This window comes from Acinetobacter beijerinckii CIP 110307 (genome assembly GCF_000369005.1).
GTDB lineage: Bacteria > Pseudomonadota > Gammaproteobacteria > Pseudomonadales > Moraxellaceae > Acinetobacter > Acinetobacter beijerinckii.
This window is the reverse complement of record NZ_KB849766.1, coordinates 372596-391397: the sequence shown is the minus strand read 5'-3', so window position 1 is coordinate 391397 and position 18802 is coordinate 372596. Positions and strand designations below refer to the sequence as shown.

Annotated in this window: 20 protein-coding genes and 1 tRNA gene; 15 read left to right on the top strand and 6 right to left on the bottom strand. The window is 39.2% G+C overall.

All coding sequences use genetic code 11. The features are described from left to right. Position 1: 1 nt before the first annotated feature. The 4 genes from cysW to F933_RS15005 form a co-directional block, all read right to left on the bottom strand. Complete coding sequence (gene cysW / locus F933_RS15020) at positions 2-886, bottom strand: sulfate ABC transporter permease subunit CysW (protein WP_005062599.1); 885 nt, start codon at positions 884-886, stop codon at positions 2-4. After that, positions 883-1716 (bottom strand): sulfate ABC transporter permease subunit CysT, encoded by an 834-nt coding sequence (gene cysT, locus F933_RS15015; RefSeq protein ID WP_005062598.1) that lies wholly within the window; start codon positions 1714-1716, stop codon positions 883-885. Before cysT ends, cysW begins: the two co-directional genes overlap by 4 nt. A 75-nt stretch (positions 1717-1791) precedes the next feature. Then, positions 1792-2394, bottom strand: coding sequence for an RBBP9/YdeN family alpha/beta hydrolase (locus F933_RS15010; RefSeq protein WP_005062596.1), 603 nt, complete (start codon positions 2392-2394; stop codon positions 1792-1794). Positions 2395-2425: 31 nt separating this feature from the next. Beyond that, a complete protein-coding gene (locus F933_RS15005) occupies positions 2426-3433 on the bottom strand; it encodes a sulfate ABC transporter substrate-binding protein (protein WP_005062595.1) in 1008 nt (335 codons plus the stop codon). A gap of 427 nt (positions 3434-3860) precedes the next feature. Here F933_RS15005 and pabC point away from each other — a divergent pair, with 427 nt between their 5' ends. Genes pabC through tmk form a run of 3 tightly spaced genes read left to right on the top strand, consistent with a single transcriptional unit; the run spans position 3861 to position 6351 of the window. Then, complete coding sequence (gene pabC, locus F933_RS15000; RefSeq protein WP_005062592.1) at positions 3861-4673, top strand: aminodeoxychorismate lyase; 813 nt, start codon at positions 3861-3863, stop codon at positions 4671-4673. Positions 4674-4675: 2 nt separating this feature from the next. Further along, on the top strand, positions 4676-5752 hold the full coding sequence (mltG, locus tag F933_RS14995) for an endolytic transglycosylase MltG (RefSeq protein WP_005062591.1): 1077 nt from the start codon (positions 4676-4678) through the stop codon (positions 5750-5752). Continuing rightward, on the top strand, positions 5752-6351 hold the full coding sequence (tmk, locus tag F933_RS14990) for a dTMP kinase (RefSeq protein WP_005054918.1): 600 nt from the start codon (positions 5752-5754) through the stop codon (positions 6349-6351). Before mltG ends, tmk begins: the two co-directional genes overlap by 1 nt. Before the next feature lie 233 nt (positions 6352-6584). On the opposite strand, the gene nadB is transcribed toward tmk, so the two are convergent. Then, positions 6585-8222, bottom strand: a complete 1638-nt coding sequence (gene nadB, locus F933_RS14985; protein WP_171065972.1) for an L-aspartate oxidase — start codon at positions 8220-8222, stop codon at positions 6585-6587. A gap of 373 nt (positions 8223-8595) precedes the next feature. Between nadB and F933_RS14980 the strand changes: the two genes are divergently transcribed. From F933_RS14980 to F933_RS14930, 11 genes are all read left to right on the top strand, one after another. Further along, entirely contained in the window at positions 8596-9972 is a 1377-nt protein-coding gene (locus F933_RS14980; RefSeq protein WP_005062589.1) for a Do family serine endopeptidase, read from the top strand. Between the two features lie 118 nt (positions 9973-10090). Continuing rightward, positions 10091-10543: an acyl-CoA thioesterase gene (locus F933_RS14975; RefSeq protein WP_005062587.1), complete on the top strand. Its 453-nt coding sequence runs from the start codon at positions 10091-10093 to the stop codon at positions 10541-10543. 154 nt (positions 10544-10697) lie between these two features. Continuing rightward, positions 10698-12515: a translation elongation factor 4 gene (gene lepA / locus F933_RS14970; protein ID WP_005062586.1), complete on the top strand. Its 1818-nt coding sequence runs from the start codon at positions 10698-10700 to the stop codon at positions 12513-12515. A 71-nt stretch (positions 12516-12586) separates the two neighbouring features. Beyond that, positions 12587-13450 (top strand): signal peptidase I, encoded by an 864-nt coding sequence (lepB, locus tag F933_RS14965; protein WP_005062584.1) that lies wholly within the window; start codon positions 12587-12589, stop codon positions 13448-13450. A 21-nt stretch (positions 13451-13471) separates the two neighbouring features. Continuing rightward, positions 13472-13849, top strand: a complete 378-nt coding sequence (locus tag F933_RS14960; protein WP_005062583.1) for a DUF4845 domain-containing protein — start codon at positions 13472-13474, stop codon at positions 13847-13849. Continuing rightward, a complete protein-coding gene (gene rnc / locus F933_RS14955) occupies positions 13818-14513 on the top strand; it encodes a ribonuclease III (protein ID WP_005062582.1) in 696 nt (231 codons plus the stop codon). Before F933_RS14960 ends, rnc begins: the two co-directional genes overlap by 32 nt. A 4-nt stretch (positions 14514-14517) precedes the next feature. Next, entirely contained in the window at positions 14518-15543 is a 1026-nt protein-coding gene (gene era / locus F933_RS14950) for a GTPase Era (protein WP_005062580.1), read from the top strand. Between the two features lie 26 nt (positions 15544-15569). Further along, positions 15570-15767 (top strand): NF038104 family lipoprotein, encoded by a 198-nt coding sequence (locus tag F933_RS14945; RefSeq protein WP_005054897.1) that lies wholly within the window; start codon positions 15570-15572, stop codon positions 15765-15767. A 9-nt stretch (positions 15768-15776) separates the two neighbouring features. Next, complete coding sequence (recO, locus tag F933_RS14940; protein WP_005062578.1) at positions 15777-16484, top strand: DNA repair protein RecO; 708 nt, start codon at positions 15777-15779, stop codon at positions 16482-16484. A gap of 53 nt (positions 16485-16537) precedes the next feature. Beyond that, positions 16538-17266, top strand: coding sequence for a pyridoxine 5'-phosphate synthase (gene pdxJ, locus F933_RS14935; RefSeq protein ID WP_005062577.1), 729 nt, complete (start codon positions 16538-16540; stop codon positions 17264-17266). A gap of 4 nt (positions 17267-17270) precedes the next feature. After that, positions 17271-17927, top strand: coding sequence for a MiaE family protein (locus F933_RS14930; RefSeq protein ID WP_005062576.1), 657 nt, complete (start codon positions 17271-17273; stop codon positions 17925-17927). A gap of 110 nt (positions 17928-18037) precedes the next feature. Here F933_RS14930 and F933_RS14925 read toward each other — a convergent pair. After that, positions 18038-18113: transfer RNA gene (locus tag F933_RS14925), tRNA-Asn, on the bottom strand. A 235-nt stretch (positions 18114-18348) separates the two neighbouring features. Between F933_RS14925 and F933_RS14920 the strand changes: the two genes are divergently transcribed. Next, positions 18349-18780, top strand: coding sequence for a hypothetical protein (locus F933_RS14920; protein WP_005062575.1), 432 nt, complete (start codon positions 18349-18351; stop codon positions 18778-18780). Positions 18781-18802 lie beyond the last annotated feature (22 nt).

Below are 18802 nucleotides of genomic sequence, written 5' to 3'. Positions count from 1 at the left end.
CTTAGGGATTTGTTTTATGTTCATTTGCTTGGTCTTGGCGGACTTCAAGCCAAGTTTTCAAAATCAAAGTAATGATCGCTAAAAATGCCAGTAATGAAGACACAGCAAATGCAGCACTAAAGGTATATTCGTTATAGAGAATCTCGACATGAAGCGGTAATGTGTTGGTTTCACCGCGGATATGTCCTGAAACGACAGAGACTGCACCAAACTCTCCCATAGCACGCGCATTACACAGAATCACACCATAGATCAAACCCCATTTAATATTTGGAAGAGTCACTTTCCAGAAGGTTTGCCAGCCCGAAGCACCAAGTACAATCGCTGCTTCTTCCTCTTCGGTTCCCTGAGCTTCCATTAAAGGTATAAGTTCACGTGCAACAAATGGTACTGTAATAAAAATAGTAGCTAAAACAATGGCAGGTACGGCATACAGAATTTTAATATCATGATCCATTAACCAACCACCAATCCAACCTTGAGAGCCAAAAATTAATACAATCATCAAACCTGCAATTACAGGCGAAACTGAGAATGGCATGTCGATAATCGTGGTCAAAATGGCTTTGCCACGGAATTGGAACTTTGCAACAGCCCATGCCGCCGCAACACCAAATACAACGTTAATTGGTACGGCTATTGCGGCAGTGAGTAAGGTTAGCTTTACAGCGGATAAAGTATCTGAATCAGTCAGTGCATTGATATAAACATTCAGACCTTGTTTAAAAGCTTCAACAAAAACCAAAATCAAAGGTAAAATTAAACAACTCAGAAAGAAGATAAGTGCAACACTAATAAAAGTGTAACGGACCCAAGTCGGTTCGCGGGTTGCATCTCTAGCTTGTAATTTAAGCGCTAAACTATTGCTACTGGTATTTAAGCTCATTGTGCAGTTCTCCCTGTACGACGACTTGCCCATGCTTGTACTAAGTTAATTAAAAATAGAATGGCAAAAGAGAGAACAAGCATAACCACAGCAATCGTGGTCGCACCTGCATAGTCATATTCTTCTAAACGAGAAATAATCATAAGCGGAGCGATTTCTGTTTTGTAAGGCTGGTTACCTGCAATAAAGATCACTGAACCGTATTCGCCGACACCACGAGCAAAAGCCAAAGCAAAGCCGGTCAGTAGAGCTGGAAATAAAATTGGTAAAATGATTTTGGTAATCGTCTGGTAACGATTTGCACCAAGAGCAGAAGCGGCTTCTTCCAATTCAGTTTCAATGTCACTTAGTACGGGTTGTACGGTACGAACCACGAAAGGTATACCAATAAAAATCAGAGCTAAAGTAATCCCAATCGGGGTGTAAGCTACCTCAATCCCAAGTGGAGAAAGATATTGTCCAATCCAGCCTGTTGGTGCATATAACGAGGTTAATGCAATGCCTGCAACAGCAGTAGGAAGAGCAAAAGGTAAATCTACTAAAGCATCGACAATACGTTTACCTGGGAAACTATAGCGAACTAAGCACCAAGCGAGTAATAAACCAAAAATAACATTTACCAATGCCGCTATTAATGCAGCACTAAAGCTAAGTTGTAGAGACTTTAAAATTCGCTCTGACGTTAAGATTTCCCACAAGCCATCCCAACCAATCCCTAAGGATTTGATAAAGACAGCAGATAAAGGAATAAGCACAATCAAAGACACGTAAGCGAGGGTGAAGCCTAATGAGAGACCAAACCCAGGCAGCACTCGGGAACGCTGCGACATGATATTTCCTCAAAGAGAAATGTTTGCTAAAACAAGCAAATAAATAATGCGAATACTAAAAATACGGGAGCGGTGTTAGGCAAATTTTAGATTGAAATTTGCCTGACTCATTCGGGCGACGAGCTGCGTCTTTTTTTCAGGGAGTAAGTAGTTCAGGATCTCAGGGAAAGGACCAAATCCAGATGCGACATTGATATGACCGACAGCACCTAAATTAATGGGGGTTAGTTTCCATGCTTGAGCCAATTGCAAAGCATCGACATAACCTAACCAAGGGTCATTTTCACTAATTAATAAAGTAGTTGGTACTTCAATTTTGATCTGCTGAAAATACTGTTTATAGTCAATCAAGCTATGACGTGCGAAGCCTGCTTCACCAAAACGTGCAGGGTTGGCGGGTGCAACCAATACCAGATTTTTAACTTTTGCTCTGAGTTCTGGGTGCTCAGCAAGCGCAGCAATACTGGTTAAGCAGCCAAAACTATGCGCCACGATTTGAACAGGTGCTGGAGCAGAAACAACAGTTTTAATAAATTGGACAATCCATTCACTGAGCACAGGACGATCCCAATGTTTCTGTTGAACGCGAGAGCTAGACACAAGTTGCTGTTGTAACCAAGACTGCCAGTGTTGCGCTTCGCTACCACCTACACCTGGAACAATTACGGTATGAATCATGTCCGCTCTCCCTATCTACTTTTTAAGTAAATTATTTTGTAGTGCTGTTGATCTTGACGATTTGGTCAAATATACCGCCATTATCAAAGTGGGTTTTTTGTACCTTAGTCCAACCGCCAAACTCTTTATCAATCGTCACAAGTTTGAGTGGTTTAAATGTTGTACTGTATTTCTTTAAAACAGCCGCATTTCGAGGACGATAGAAGTTACGAGCAGCAATTTCTTGACCCGCAGGAGAATATAAATAGTTCAAATATCCACGTGCGATTTGTAAGTTGCCTTTCTTCTCAGCATTTTTTTCTACGACTGCAACAGGTGGTTCAGCCAAAATGGAAAGTGAAGGTGTGATAATTTCAAACTTACCTGGTTGTTCGCGTATTGCAAGAAATGCTTCATTTTCCCAAGCAAGTAATACGTCACCAATACCGCGTTCAGCAAAAGTTGTAGTTGCACCACGTGCCCCTGAATCAAGAACTTTGGTTTGCTTGTAAATTTGGCGAACAAATTCTTGGGCTTTGGCATCGTTACCACCTTTTTGATGTTTTGCCCAAGCCCAAGCACCTAAGTAGTTCCAACGTGCGCCACCAGATGTTTTAGGATTTGGTGTAATAATTTCTACGCCAGGTTTAACCAAATCGCCCCAGTCTTTGATTTGTTTAGGATTACCTTTACGCACAAGGAAAACAATTGTTGAGGTATAAGGTGTTGAGTTGTTTGGTAGCTTCTTTTGCCAATCGGCTGGAAGTAATTTTGCATTTTCAGCAATTTCATCAATATCAGCTGCTAGGGCAAGGGTCACCACATCAGCATTTAAGCCATCAATGACTGCACGGGCTTGTTTACCTGAACCACCATGTGATTGTTTAAAGTCAATGTCTTGACCAGTGCGTTGTTTCCAAAATGCACCGAACTGTTTATTGAAATCTGTATAAAGTTCACGAGTTGGGTCATAAGAGACATTTAAAAATTCTTGTGCCGCGAAAGATGAAACGGAAAGTAGTGCAGCAATAACGCCGACTTTAACTTGAGATAAACGCATGAAAACCCCTTTAATTGATCTGTTATCAGCAGATCTTCAATCATTGTTTGGAATATGTACGCAGCATAACGATAGTTTTTTTGCAAAAAAAATAATTAAAATCGAATTTGATATGAATTAAAAAGAAATATAAAAAACAGATAACTTATGCATATTTTTTGATAATAACTTTGCTTATATCTATGAAAACAAGATGTTGTGTCATAACGGTTTTAAATGTGGCGTATAAAAATTAGTTTATTTTTAGTTCGCTTGATTTTGGATGAAATCTAAATTTGTTTTATTCGTGGGATAGTTGTTTAGCGGCAAGATTAAAAAGCCAATCACGGTTATGTTAAACATTCTGGTCGCTGATCTGTTACCTAGAATTTCCGAAACTTAGCTTTCAAGGTATGATGATGGCGTATTTCAAACTGAATTCTTGATCATGCAGTGTTATAAAAACGGACAATTGATTGATTCGATCCCATTATTAGATCGAGCCTTTCACTATGGAGATGGTTGTTTTACCACTGCACGGATTTTTCAAGGTGTGTTCGAACTAAAACACTTACACTTCGCACGCTTAAAAGTAGCTTGCCAAAACCTAAGTCTCGACGCCGATCTTTCTCTAATTGATGAATCATTGGAACAACTTAAACAGCAAAATCCAACTTTGAATGGTACCTTTAAAGTCGTTATCAGTCGTGGTGAAGGGGATCGAGGCTATAGTCTTCCTTTACATGCGGCTGATATTTACGTGTGGTATTACCCTAGAGTGATGCAAGTTTTTCAACCTGAATGGATTGAAAGTGGATTGTTAACTCATGCTTTAGGTCTCAATATGCCGCACTTGGTTGGGTTGAAAACATTGAACCGATTAGAGCAAGTCTTACTTAAACAAGAAGCTGATCAGCAAGGCTGGCTAGAAGCATTAGTGAGTGATGTGCAGGGTTATATTGTAGAAGGGGTGAGCAGTAATTGTTTTATTCGCATAAATGATCAATGGATTACGCCTGAACTTCGGTATAATGGCGTTCACGGTGTGATGCGAGCGACAATTCTCTCTCGAATGCAGCAACAGGATATTCATTGTGAGCAACGTTGTATTGAATTAAATGAAATTGAACACATTCAAAGCTTATTTTTCTGTAATGCTTTGCATCCAATGAAAGCCGTCATTCGATTTAATCGGCAAGCTTTAGCTCAGCAACCATACCTTGATTTATTTAAAACTTTAAAACTTAGCCAGATTGACTAAATATGCCAAAGCCACCTAATCCAAGTAAGACTAAGAAAAAACCAAAAGCTAAACCGAAATCTATCTTTCCATTAAAAGCCTCTTTCATCGCGATCATCATTTTTGTAGTGCTGGTTTTGGGTGTTTTATGGTCAAGTTTATTTAAGAATTATCCTATTGACTCTAAAAAACAAATTTTAGTGATTTCTTCGGGTGACACTTATTCTGGTTTTATTGACCGTTTGGCAGAAGAAAATAAGGTGAATTTTCCGATTATTTTAAGGATTTATCAGAAATTTATGATTCATGACACCATGAAAGCGGGTGTATATGAAATTACACAAGGCATGAGTGTTCGTCAGGTTTTAGAAATGCTATCGAATGCTGACAATGCGCAGATGAATCGTATTTTAGTGATTGAAGGCACGACATTTAAGCAACTTATTAATAATTTAAAGAAAGATCCAAATGTGACTAAAACTGTCTTACACTTACCTAAAGATCAGTTATTAAAAGAGTTGGATATCCCTTATTCTCATCCAGAAGGTTTATTTGCACCTGATACGTATTTCTTCGCAAAAGGTGAAACAGATAAAAAAATCTTAACTGATTTGTATCGCCGTCAAATGAAATCATTAGATGAGGCTTGGGCTAATAAAGCACCGAATTTACCCTATAAAGATAAATATGAAGCATTAATCATGGCTTCAATTATTGAAAAAGAAACCAGTTTGGATAGCGAACTTGAGCAAGTGTCGGGTGTGTTTGTTCGTCGTTTGAAAATAGGGATGCGTTTGCAAACTGATCCAACAGTGATCTATGGCATGGGTGACAACTATAAAGGCAATATCACTCGTAATGATTTACGCACACCAACGTCCTACAATACTTACACCATTAATGGTTTACCACCAACGCCAATTGCTTTACCAAGTAAAAAAGCGATTGAAGCAGCCATGCATCCAGACGATGCTAAAAATATTTACTTTGTTGCTACAGGTAATGGTGGGCATAAATTTACAGCGTCTTTAGAAGACCATAATCGTGCAGTGCAAGAATATTTAACTGTGCTACGTTCAAAGAAAAAGCAGGGTGAATAATGTTTATTAGTTTTGAAGGTACGGAAGGTGTTGGTAAGACTACGCTGATTCGTAAAATTCATCAGTACTTTGAACAACAAAGTAAAGAAGTGGTGTTGACCCGTGAACCCGGTGGAACACCATTGGCTGAGCAGATTCGTTCCTTATTATTGGCTGTGAATCATGAAGAGCAAATGAGTCATGATACCGAGCTGTTATTGATTTACGCTGCACGTGCACAGCATTTACAACAAGTGATTTTACCTGCATTAACGGCGGGAAAAATTGTGCTGAGTGATCGTTTTACTGATGCTAGCTTTGCTTATCAATGTTCTGGACGTGGCTTGAGTCAGGAAAAGTTGCAACTGTTGAATCAAACTTTTGTGGCGAAAATGCCGAATATTACATTTTGGTTGGATGCCCCGATTGAGTTGGGAATGACTCGTGCACGAGAGCGTGGTGCATTGGATCGTTTCGAGCAAGAAAAATTGAGTTTCTTTGCGAAGGTTCGTTCTGGTTATGAGACTTTATGGCAAGCAGAGCCTGAGCGGATTAAGCGTTTGAATGCAACGCAGAATGCTGATGTTGTGTTTGATGAAGCTTTGCAATATTTGAAATAAGAGGCTTGATAATGAGTTTGCCCTGCCTCATAAAAATGCGGGTAAATGAATGCTTTTTGTATAGGTCTTGCCTTACTTTTCAGGGATGAAAAGTAACAAAAATCCTTTGTTGCGCTGACGGTACATCCTTGATACCGCAGCGCAACAGGCGACATCCATGTCGCCTACCACGATACTAAATAACAACTACAAACTCATTTATAAAGCTTAAGAAAATCAATAGCCTTAAAATATCACTCATTCACCAACGGCTGCTCCACCTTAAAATTCGGTGGCGTCAATACTGTTTTGCGAATTTCATTCAACAGTTCAGGATAATCCAATGTGTAATGCAAACCACGCGATTCCTTACGTTCCATCGCGCAACGTACAATCATTTCTGAAACCAGCACTAAGTTACGCAATTCAATCAAGTTCTTGCTGACACGATAATCTTGATAGTATTCATTAATTTCACGTTTCAACATTTCGATACGGTGTAAAGCACGTTGTAGTCGTTTAGTCGTGCGAACAATACCCACATAGTTCCACATGGTAGAACGTAGCTCATCCCAGTTTTGTAAGATGACAACATCTTCATCCGCATCGGTGACTTGAGATTCATCCCAAGAAGGTACATCTGGAAATTCAAAGCTTGTGTTGTGTTTGCTCTTAATATCTTCTGCTGCGCTCATGCCATAAACAAAACATTCGAGTAGTGAGTTACTTGCCATACGGTTTGCGCCGTGTAAACCTGTATAAGAGGTTTCACCAATGGCATATAAACCATCTAAATCCGTTTGGCTATGCTCATCGACGACCACACCACCACAGGTATAGTGCGCAGCAGGAACAACAGGAATCATATCTTTGGTGATATCAATGCCAAGTTCAAGCAAACGTGCATAAAGTGTCGGGAAGTGTTCAGTAATAAACTCGGGTGATTTATGCGTGATGTCTAACCAGACATGACGAATACCTAGGCGCTTGATTTCATGGTCAATGGTACGTGCTACAATATCACGTGGTGCAAGTTCAGCACGCTCATCAAAACGCAACATGAAACGTTCACCGTCTGGTAGACGCAGATAAGCGCCTTCACCACGCATTGCTTCGGTAATTAAGAAAGAGCGTGCTTTCGGATGATATAAACAAGTCGGATGGAATTGGTTAAATTCCATATTGGCTACACGACATCCTGCACGATAAGCCATCGCAATACCATCACCTGTTGCGATATCAGGATTTGATGTGTAAAGATAAGCTTTCATTGCGCCGCCGCAGGCAAGCGCAGTAAACGGAGCTAAAAAGGTGTGAACTTGTTCATGATCTTCATCAAGTGCATATAAACCAATTGCACGATTAGTCTGATCTTGATGACCAAGTTTATGTAATGTAATTAAATCGATCGCAATATAATTTTCAAAAATTGTAATATTTTCACGCTCTTTTGCTCGTTCAACCAAGGTGGTTGAAATGGCTTTTCCAGTTGCATCAGCAGAGTGAATGATACGACGTTGCGAATGACCACCTTCGCGTGTTAAATGTAATTGTTCATCATCATCTAAGGTGAACTGCACACCTTGCTTGAGTAGGAAGTCAACAGAAGGTTTGCCGCCTTCAACTGTATGTTGGACTGCATCTAATTCACAAAGATGAGCACCTGCAATCATTGTGTCACTTATGTGTTGTTGAATAGAATCAGTTTCATCTAATACTGCAGCAACACCGCCTTGCGCATAGAAAGTACTCGCTTCTGTTAAAGCTGCTTTTGCTAAAATGGCAATCTTGTAATGACTTGGTAAAGAGAGTGCAAGACTTAGACCTGCACCACCACTGCCCACAATTATCACATCAAAATGGTGAATTGTTTTTAAATCAGGCATGTCGATCTGCTTCAGTTTCAAACGTTTGCTAATGACACCGCTTTTTTCTCAAAAAGGCAAGTGCCAATCTGCCTAGAGTTGAGTGATTTTTTAGCGAATGTTGACAATTTTAACTAAGAGTATCTTTAAGCTAGATGAAAAAACAAACGGATTACGTTTCAATACATTGTTTTAATCTGAAATTAAGCTGATTGACTTAAAAATAGTGTGAATGAATTAATGATGAATTTAAATCTCCATAATTTATTCACATTCCATGATTGTTTTTCTTTGTATGCATTGAAAACATAAACATATTTTTACGAAAAGAGTTAGGGGATTATGCTAAAAACATAGTCTTAAAATTAATTAAATCAATTGGTACATAGGTTCTTGCTTCATGAAAAGTCGCTATTTACAACAAGGAATGTATGCTGCCGTATTTACGGTGGCAGCTGTACAGGTTAATGCTGCATCGCCAGTGGATTTTTCAAATCTCGTAGAGCAGGTGAGTCCTGCTGTCGTGAGCGTCAATGTTGTGAAAAAAATGACTCAGGATGAGTTGTTACAACAACAAGTCCCAGAAATTTTACGTCGTTTCTTCGGTAATCAAGTCATTATTCCTCAACAACAGGGACCACAAGAAAAAACAGGTTACGGTAGCGCATTTTTTATTAGTAAAGATGGCTATTTGGTTACTAATCATCATGTGATTGAAAATGCATCACGAATTAGTATTACCTTAAATGATCGCCGTGAATTAGATGCAACTTTAGTGGGTAGCGATGAACGTACCGATGTTGCTGTTCTAAAAGTGAATGGTGCAAATTTCCCTGAATTAAAAATTGGTAATGTAAATCAGCTAAAAGTGGGTGAACCTGTTTTAGCGATTGGTTCACCTTTCGGTTTTGATTACTCTGCGTCCGCAGGTATTGTGAGTGCTAAATCTCGAAATATGAGTGGTGAAACGTCAGTTCCTTTTATTCAAACGGATGCTGCATTAAACCCAGGTAACTCAGGTGGTCCATTATTCAACCAACGTGGTGAAGTTGTTGGTGTGAACTCACGTATTTTTAGTGGGACTGGCGGTTATATGGGTTTGTCATTCTCTATTCCAATTGATGTTGCAATGGAGGTAGTACAGCAGCTTAAAACTACAGGTAAAGTGACGCGTTCTTATCTTGGTATTATGTTGCAAGATATTGATCGAAATTTAGCTGAAGCATATAAATTACCGAAACCTGAAGGCTCGTTAATTACACAAGTCACCGCGAAATCACCAGCAGAAAAAGCAGGTTTGAAATCTGGTGATGTAATATTGAAAATTAATGGTGCTTCTATTTCGCGTACTAGTGATTTACTCAATGTATTAAACCGTGTTGCACCAGGTCAGACAGTTCAGTTAGACGTTTTACGTGATGAAAAAACACGTACAATTTCAGCAACTTTGGGAACAGCACCTGACGATACTCCAGCAGCTGAGGATAAAAATAATCCAACCAGCGGTTTAGGTATGAGTATTCGTAACCTAACTGAAGCGGAACAGTCTCGTTTAGATGTTCGTGGCGGTATTTTGGTACAAGATGTGAAGCGTGGTGGTTTGGCTTCATTATCAAATATTGTTGCTGGCGATGTAATTTTGCAAGTTAACGGCACACCGATTACCAATAGCCAAATGTTTGCAAAAACAGTTGCTGCGTTACCAAAAAATAGCGTTGCTCGTGTTGCGATTATTCGTCAAGGTCAACGTGCAATTTTAGGTTTGCGTTTACCTTAATAAGCTAGGTATTTTTGAAAAACCACTCTTCAGCTTGAGTGGTTTTTTATTTTGTAATACCGAAATGTTTCGTCTAGTGTATGCACATGAGTTTTATTATCGTGATTAAACAATATTTATGAGTACGATTTTTGATTTAAGAATACAAGTTCAACCAAATCATATTGATGTGCTTGGGCATGTAAATAATGTAGTTTATGTTCAATGGATGCAGGACGTTGCAGCAGCACATATTGAAACGCTTGGTTTGGGAGTTGCGCAATATTTAGAGTTAAAGCATGCAATGGTTGCTGTTGAGCATCATGTTCAATATCGTAAAGCTGCTTTGCAGGGTGAGGAAGTCATTTTAAGAACATGGCTAGATGATATTAATGCACTGTATTCTTTTCGTCAGTACGCATTTTATCGTCCACAAGATCAAAGTGTTTTATTTGTTGGAAATACCAAATGGGCATGTATTGAAATTAGTACAGGTCGCCCTAAACGCATGTCACCGAGCTTTAGCCAAGCATATCAACCAATCAGCTCTGAATTAAATCCAATGGATTTTTCAATTTCATATGAAAAATAATCGCTGCTGTCTAGAAGCTATGGTTTCGTATGCAGATAATTATTTTGAATACTTTGAAAGGTCATTCTGTTATAATTCCTCACAATTTTGTTAAACCGCTTTGGCTCATCACTTTCATTGAAGTATTGAGCGTTTTATTTTCTCAAGGTAACCCATGGCGCAAGCTAAAAAATCCGTAGATATCAAAAATATACGCAATTTCTCGATCATTGCTCATATTGACCATGGTAAGTCGACTTTGGCTGACCGTTTCATTCAAATGTGTGGCGGCTTACAAGATCGTGAGATGCAAGCTCAGGTATTAGACTCAATGGAGCTTGAGCGTGAGCGTGGGATTACCATTAAAGCTGCATCGGTTACCCTGTATTACACGCATCCAAATGGTCAAGAGTATCAACTCAACTTTATTGACACTCCGGGGCACGTTGACTTTTCTTATGAGGTTTCACGTTCTTTAGCTGCATGCGAAGGCGCTTTATTGGTTGTTGATGCTGCACAAGGTGTTGAAGCGCAATCCGTTGCGAATTGCTATACAGCGATTGAGCAAGGCTTAGAGGTTTTACCAATTTTAAATAAAATTGATTTGCCTCAAGCAGAGCCTGAACGTGTCATCCATGAAATTGAAGAAATTATTGGAATAGAAGCAACGGATGCACCTACATGTTCAGCTAAGACTGGCTTAGGTGTTGAAAGTGTTCTAGAGCGTTTAGTCGATGTTATTCCTGCACCGGAAGGCGATCGTGATGCGCCATTACAAGCATTAATTATTGATTCATGGTTTGATAATTATCTTGGTGTTGTTTCTCTAGTTCGAATCAAACAAGGTCGTATCCGTAAGGGCGATAAAATGTTGATTAAATCGACAGGACAAACGCATCCAGTGACTTCAGTTGGTGTGTTTAATCCGAAACACACAGAAACAGACATTCTTGAAGCTGGTGAAGTTGGCTTTGTCATTGCAGGGATCAAAGATATTTTTGGTGCACCTGTAGGCGATACGATTACTTTATCTAGTACACCAGACGTCGCAATTCTACCGGGCTTCAAGAAAGTTAAGCCACAAGTTTATGCTGGTTTATTCCCAATCGATGCAAGCGATTTTGAACCTTTCCGTGAAGCGCTACAAAAATTACAAATTAATGATTCTGCATTGTTCTTTGAACCAGAAAGTTCGGACGCATTAGGTTTTGGTTTCCGTTGTGGTTTCTTAGGCATGCTACACATGGAAATTGTACAAGAGCGTTTAGAGCGTGAGTACGATCTAGATTTAATTAGCTCTGCACCAACTGTAATTTATGAAGCTTTAACTAAAAAAGGCGACATTATTTACATTGATAGTCCATCAAAAATGCCTGATGGTTCAACCGTAGAAGATTTGCGTGAACCGATTGCTGAGTGTCACATTCTTGTTCCACAAGAGTATCTGGGTAATGTCATGACCTTGTGTGTTGAACGTCGTGGCGTGCAAAAAGATATGAAATTCTTAGGAAATCAAGTGTCTATCACTTTCGAAATTCCTATGGCTGAAGTTGTGATGGATTTCTTTGATCGATTGAAGTCGTGTTCACGTGGTTTTGCATCACTTGATTATAACTTTGTGCGTTTTGAGAGTTCATCTTTAGTTAAGGTTGACGTGTTAATTAATAGTGAAAAGGTTGATGCCTTAGCTATGATTTGTCACCGTCAAGATGCACGTCATCGTGGTATCGCTTTGGTTGAGAAGATGAAGGACTTAATTCCTCGTCAAATGTTTGATGTTGCAATTCAAGCAGCGATTGGTGCACAAATTATCGCACGTTCAACCGTAAAAGCGATGCGTAAAAACGTATTGGCAAAATGTTATGGTGGTGACGTTTCTCGTAAGAAAAAACTACTTTCTAAACAAAAAGAAGGTAAGAAACGTATGAAGCAAGTAGGAAGTGTTGAAATTCCTCAAGAAGCGTTCTTAGCTGTTTTGAAAGTAGATAGATAAAGAAAAGATGAGCGGGGTGGTTTGTTGATACTTCGCTACAAGACGAGCAGCTGTGCTGTGAGAGAGGGTGTGTGGATTTTGATTTTAATTTGATTCTAGTGCCTGTTACACTGATTTTTTTCTTAGTGTGGCTGCTTGATAAGTTTGTATTTAAACAACGTGCAAACAAAGGTCGAGATCAAGAAAATTTTGTAATTACTTGGGCATATGATTTCTGGCCAGTTTTGGCTGTGGTCTTAATTCTACGCTCTTTCTTATATGAGCCATTTAATATTCCATCTGATTCTATGGTACCTACTTTAGAAACAGGTGATTTTATTTTGGTGAATAAATTCGACTATGGTGTTCGCCTACCGATTGTAAATACTAAAGTGATTGATGTTGGTGAGCCAAAACGTGGTGAAGTGATTGTCTTTCGTTATCCGCCACAACCTACGATCAGTTATATTAAGCGTGTTGTTGGCCTACCAGGTGACCATATTCAATTTAAGGATGGCCAGCTAATTATTAATGGTCAACAAATTGCGAAGGTTGCTACAGAAGTTAAGCGTGATAAAGATCAGCTTGAAACACCTACGGTCTATTATTTCAAAGAAACATTAGGCGAGCATCAACATCTAATTCGTTATTTAGATGGGCGAAATCCATTAGCGGAACAGTTCCAGTTTGCACAACTTAAAGGGACTGAAGCATTGGTTCCTTTTGTTGCAAAAGCAAATGATGTATTTATTCAAAGTAATGGAAAAGATTGGGAAGTTACTGTTCCACAAGGACAGTATTTTGCAATGGGGGATAACCGAGATCAGAGCGCGGATAGCCGTTTTTGGGGGTTTGTTCCAGAGGCTAACTTAACTGGTCGTGCTTTTTATGTATGGATGCATAAAGAACCGGGTCTAAATATTCCAAGTTTTAACCGAAATGGTAAAATTAACTAATAAAAAATATAGGATATAAACATGCGTAAATCTCAGCAAGGGGCTTCGTATATCGCAATATTATTTGGGGTGGTTTTATTCGCAATTGCAGTTAAGGCCGCAATTGCAATTTGGCCAGCATATTGGGATGACAAAATTATTGACTCTGAAATTGAAAGTTTATTAAAAGACAGTCCTGAAAATATATCGCCAAGTAAGTTTGCATCCCAAATGGAACAACGTTTAGAGATGAGCGGAGTTGGCGATCTGCGATTTAAGGAAATTGCACAAGTCACTTATAAAGATGATTTGATCGTAAAGAAAAAGTATGAAGTGCGTAAGCCGTTCATGCTCAACATTAGTTTAGTTATGACTTTTGAGAAAACATTTGACCAAAAATCTGCCAAACAAGCTCAGTGATGCGCGACTGCAAGCGCGCATAGGCTACGAATTTAAACAAGTAGACCTATTGAAGCTTGCTCTTACTCATCGCTCTGTAAGTCACAAGCATAACTATGAACGCCTAGAATTTCTAGGCGATTCATTGTTAGGAATGATCATCGCCAACTATTTATATCTATCCTATCCATTGGAGAATGAAGGCCGTCTGACGCGTATGCGAGCGACCTTAGTTCGGCAGGAAGCTTTAGGTAAAATAGCCAATGACTTACAGTTAAGTCGGTCATTAATTTTAAGCACTGGTGAATTAAAATCTGGTGGTCATCATCGAGAGTCAATTTTAGCAGATACCGTTGAAGCAATTATTGGTGCTATTTATTTAGACAGCAATGATCTAAACCAGCTGCAAAGCATTGTGTTAAAATGGTATGAACCCTATCTTGATCATATCGAACCGACAGATCAACTGAAAGACCCGAAATCACGTTTGCAAGAGTATTTACAAGCACGTAAAAAACCTCTCCCAGTTTACGAGGTTGTAGATATTCAAGGTGATGCCCCGAATCAACATTTTAAAGTGGAATGTGATGTCGCGGGATTACCAAAAATTATAGGCGAGGGCTCAAGTCGTCGTTTTGCCGAACAAACGGCAGCGGCAGAGATTTTAAAATTATTGGAGCAATAACCTGATGTCCCATTCAGAAGAAAATAAGCCAGAAGCAACTGAACAGCAAGACGGTAATAATGTAGTTGATCAATTTTTTAGTTCTCAAGGAACAACCATTCCTTCAGATTTCAAAAGCGGTTTTGTTGCAATTGTTGGACGTCCAAATGTAGGTAAGTCAACTTTGATGAACCACATCTTAGGTCAAAAGCTATCAATTACCTCACGTAAACCACAAACTACACGTCATAAGATCGTGGGAATTGACTCACGTGAGAAATCACAGGCCGTATTTGTAGATACCCCTGGGATGCATAAAAAAGAAGTGCGTGCCATCAATAAGATGATGAACCGTGCTGCACATTCAGCATTACGTGATGTAAATTTAGTTTTATTTGTGGTTGATGCACAAAAGTGGACTCAAAACGATGAATTAGTTTTGGAAAAACTTAAAAATGCAGATATGCCTGTGATCCTAGTGATCAATAAGCTCGATACCTTTGAAAATAAAAATGAAGCTTTACCACTGATTCGCGAGCGAGCGAAGTTGATGAACTTTGCTGAGATCGTTCCTGTATCTGCATTGCGTGGTGCGAATTTAGATCATTTGCGCGATACGATTGAGAAGTATCTGCCTTATCAACCGCCATTGTATTCTTTGGATCAAATTACCGATCGTTCTGAGCGTTTTCTAGCGAGTGAAATCATTCGTGAGAAAATTATGCGTCAGTTAGGTGAAGAGCTTCCGTACGATTTAACTGTGCAGATTGAGTCTTTCAAAACTGAAGAAGCAGCAGTAAATGAAAAAACAGGTCGTTTGAAACCACCTTGTACTTATATTGATGCTACGATTTTTGTGGAGCGTCAAGGTCAAAAAGCGATTGTGATTGGTGACAAGGGTGCGAAGCTGAAAAGCATTGGTATGGACGCGCGTGCAGACATGGAAAAAATGTTTGAGCAAAAAATCATGCTAACGCTTTGGGTGAAAGTCAAAGGTGGTTGGTCTGATGATGAGCGTGCACTTAAAAGTTTAGGTTATAGCGATATTTAACTATCTCGTTGACAATGGAAACAGGTATGAAAACAACAATCCGTTTACTCGCAATCGTGGCATGTGTATTCATGTTGCAGGGCTGTATTCATAAGCTTGTGACTGTACCTGTGAAAGTTGCTTATAAGACCACCAAAGGTGTTGTTAAAGGGACTGCTGCGGTTGTTGGTGCAGTGATTCCTGATGGTGATGATGAAGAAAAGGATGAGAAAAAGAAGGACTAGTCTCGTACTATGATGCGTAATGAAGTCCTACATGGCTATTTGATTCATCATCGTAAGTATCGTGAAAAAAGCCATATTGTGCATTTATATACGCAAGAATATGGTCGTGTGGATGGGATTCTAAGACAGACACCTCCTCCTCAATATCAGCCGATTCGCTTGCAAGCCACAGGTAAATCTGAACTTAAAAATTTTACAAAGCTCGAAATTCTCAATCAGCCTGTGTTTTTTCACGGTGATGCATTTTTTGCGGGTTTTTATTTGAATGAAATTTTGTTGCGCTTATGTCCACTAGAAGAGGCAATGCCACAAACTTTTCAACAATATCAACTGATATTATTACAGTTGCAGCAATTAGCCTCACATGAGCAATCAGCATTATTTTTGAGACAGATTTTACGTCAATTTGAACATGCTTTATTACAAGAGCTTGGTTATGCAATTGATTTTTCAACTGATGCAAATCAGCAAGAAGTGCAAAGTTCTCAGCATTATCACTTTCAACTCAATGATGGTTTTTTACCAGTTGCAAAAGCATCACGCTCTACGCTGGCTGGCGAGCTGATTGGCTCAATGCGTTGTTATGAGCAAGGACAGGATTTTTCTGCCGAACAATTGCAATTATTGGGTAAACTATACCGCCAGATGATTAGCTCTCTTTTGGGTGATCGACCATTGAAAAGTCGTCAACTTTGGATTCAAAATACGCAAACTTAATCTTCTTAATGCATCAATAAAGCAGGTAGAAGAGTAAACAATAGGATATTTTTATGGCCGCGATCTTAGGTGTAAACATTGATCATGTTGCGACATTAAGACAAGCACGAGGTACAACTTACCCTGATCCAGTTCAGGCTGCTTTGGTTTGTGAAGAGGCAGGTGCTGAAGGGATTACTTTGCACTTACGTGAAGATCGCCGCCATATTCAAGATGATGATGTACGTCGTATGCGCCCATTATTGAAAACGCGTATGAATCTGGAATTAGCGGTAACCGATGAAATGATTGAGTTTGCCAAAGAGATTCAACCGCAACATGTGTGTTTTGTACCTGAGCGTCGTCAAGAAGTTACCACAGAGGGTGGCTTAGATGTTGTTGGTCATTTTGAAAAAGTCAAAGCTGCTACTGAAGCGCTTAAAGCTGTAGGAAGTGATGTGTCTTTATTTATTGATGCAGATTTCGCGCAAATTGATGCCGCAGTGGCTTGTGGTGCACCGACGATTGAAATTCACACAGGTGCATATGCAGATGCCGAGACTGATCAAAAACAGCAAGCAGAACTTGAGCGCATTATTAAAGGTGCAGAATATGCGGCTGCCAAAGGTTTAGTTGTAAATGCTGGACACGGTTTAAATTTGGGAAATGTTGCTGCAATAGCTGCGATTCCGCAAATTCATGAACTCAATATTGGTCATTCTATCATTGCGGATAGTGTATTCGTTGGGCTAACTCAAGCTGTAAAAGACATGAAAGCAGCAATTCAGGCGACTGCGGGATAAGTTGATGAGTAGTTTAAATTATGATGAGTTAATGCAACCTGTCATTGGGTTTTTAGGTTGTACTACTCCTCAGGCATGGTTGGATGAAGCGGTAAATAACCTTGATATCTTGATGCAAGATCATGCGAATTGTGAGAAAAAAGCAGCTAGTACGGCAATGAATTTGATGTTCCGTTATAGTTTCTTCACCGATTTGCAAGTGAAATTGGCGCAACTGGTGCGTGAAGAAATGCTGCATTATGAGCAAGTTTTGGAATTCATGACCAAACGTGGGCAAGAATGGAAGGGTTTGAGCGCAGGGCGTTATGCAGGTGGATTACGTAAAGAAATTCGTACCTATGAGCCTGAGGCCTTGATTGATGTGATGATTATTGGTGCATTTGTCGAAGCACGTTCTTGTGAACGTTTTTATGCGTTAGCTCCGATTGTGGATGATGAGTTAGGGCGTTACTACCGCTATTTACTAAAATCGGAGTCTCGTCATTTTGAGGACTATTTGGCTTTAGCTTTAGATGTTGCAAAAACGGCGAAACTTAAAGATCCAGAAGAGACGATCCAGCAACGTATTGAGCATATTCGTGAAGTGGAAAAGAATCTGATTTTAAGTCCTGATGATACCTTTCGCTTTCATAGCGGTGTGCCAGCAAAGGTCGCTGCCTAATTTGAGTTAAAATATAAAAAGCTTCTGTTGATCAGGAGCTTTTTTTATGGGCATTTTGGTTGTTTAGTAATAAAAAAAGCCCTAATCAATGATTAGGGCTTTCTAGAATTTGGCTCTCCCACCTGGGCTCGAACCAGGGACCTGCGGATTAACAGTCCGTCGCTCTACCGACTGAGCTATGGGAGAATCTGAGTGCCATTATAGGCGGCTTTTAAAATCGGTCAAGATAAAAATGTCATGTTTTCTTCATTTTTGCATCGTATGCTTTTTATTTGCACAATTGAATTAAGCCAAGAAAAATAACTTGAATTTTGGTGAGTCTGTTGCTAGATTCAAGTCATATAAAGCGTTTAGATTTTTTCTAAACAGTGTGGATTTAACCCTACTTGCCAGCACTAAAATGGCTAAACCGGAGGTCGAAATGACTACTCTTCGTATTGAATCAATTTTTTCTAATTTTTCTTTTTATCAAGATCATTATCTTGAGATTATTCAAAATCCTCAGCAATATTACACACCTGTTGATCATTCATTCTTGAATACTTTTCCATTTAAAAAGCAAACCTTATATCTAGGTGATCTTTTACAGCTATGGTTTGGAAACAAGTGGAAAATTGAAGATTATAATAATTTATTAATAGAGAAAAATTCATTGGCAGTTAGACAAAGTACACCATTGTATTTATTTCAACTTGGAGGCGAGTTGATTTTAGGGGCAAATACGGCATTAGCTTGGTCAGTGGCAGAAGAGAAGATTGTATCTGTTCAGGTGAAAAGTATTTGGCAGTATGCTGTTTTTAGCCATTTATGCACACGTCCTAAAGAGTTTAATAAAAATAAAGCTATTGCATGATTGCTTTCAATCATATTTATGA

Bases quoted from the DNA above. Each gene is read 5' to 3' on its own strand.
- F933_RS15010 (WP_005062596.1), bottom strand. From the start codon at position 2,394: ATGATTCATACCGTAATTGTTCCAGGTGTAGGTGGTAGCGAAGCGCAA.
- F933_RS14930 (WP_005062576.1), top strand. From the start codon at position 17,271: ATGAGTAGTTTAAATTATGATGAGTTAATGCAACCTGTCATTGGGTTT.
- lepA (WP_005062586.1), top strand. From the start codon at position 10,698: ATGGCGCAAGCTAAAAAATCCGTAGATATCAAAAATATACGCAATTTC.
- F933_RS14960 (WP_005062583.1), top strand. From the start codon at position 13,472: ATGCGTAAATCTCAGCAAGGGGCTTCGTATATCGCAATATTATTTGGG.
- pdxJ (WP_005062577.1), top strand. From the start codon at position 16,538: ATGGCCGCGATCTTAGGTGTAAACATTGATCATGTTGCGACATTAAGA.
- mltG (WP_005062591.1), top strand. From the start codon at position 4,676: ATGCCAAAGCCACCTAATCCAAGTAAGACTAAGAAAAAACCAAAAGCT.
- cysW (WP_005062599.1), bottom strand. From the start codon at position 886: ATGAGCTTAAATACCAGTAGCAATAGTTTAGCGCTTAAATTACAAGCT.
- F933_RS14920 (WP_005062575.1), top strand. From the start codon at position 18,349: ATGACTACTCTTCGTATTGAATCAATTTTTTCTAATTTTTCTTTTTAT.
- F933_RS14945 (WP_005054897.1), top strand. From the start codon at position 15,570: ATGAAAACAACAATCCGTTTACTCGCAATCGTGGCATGTGTATTCATG.
- F933_RS15005 (WP_005062595.1), bottom strand. From the start codon at position 3,433: ATGCGTTTATCTCAAGTTAAAGTCGGCGTTATTGCTGCACTACTTTCC.
- cysT (WP_005062598.1), bottom strand. From the start codon at position 1,716: ATGTCGCAGCGTTCCCGAGTGCTGCCTGGGTTTGGTCTCTCATTAGGC.
- F933_RS14980 (WP_005062589.1), top strand. From the start codon at position 8,596: ATGAAAAGTCGCTATTTACAACAAGGAATGTATGCTGCCGTATTTACG.
- pabC (WP_005062592.1), top strand. From the start codon at position 3,861: ATGCAGTGTTATAAAAACGGACAATTGATTGATTCGATCCCATTATTA.
- F933_RS14975 (WP_005062587.1), top strand. From the start codon at position 10,091: ATGAGTACGATTTTTGATTTAAGAATACAAGTTCAACCAAATCATATT.
- recO (WP_005062578.1), top strand. From the start codon at position 15,777: ATGATGCGTAATGAAGTCCTACATGGCTATTTGATTCATCATCGTAAG.
- tmk (WP_005054918.1), top strand. From the start codon at position 5,752: ATGTTTATTAGTTTTGAAGGTACGGAAGGTGTTGGTAAGACTACGCTG.
- era (WP_005062580.1), top strand. From the start codon at position 14,518: ATGTCCCATTCAGAAGAAAATAAGCCAGAAGCAACTGAACAGCAAGAC.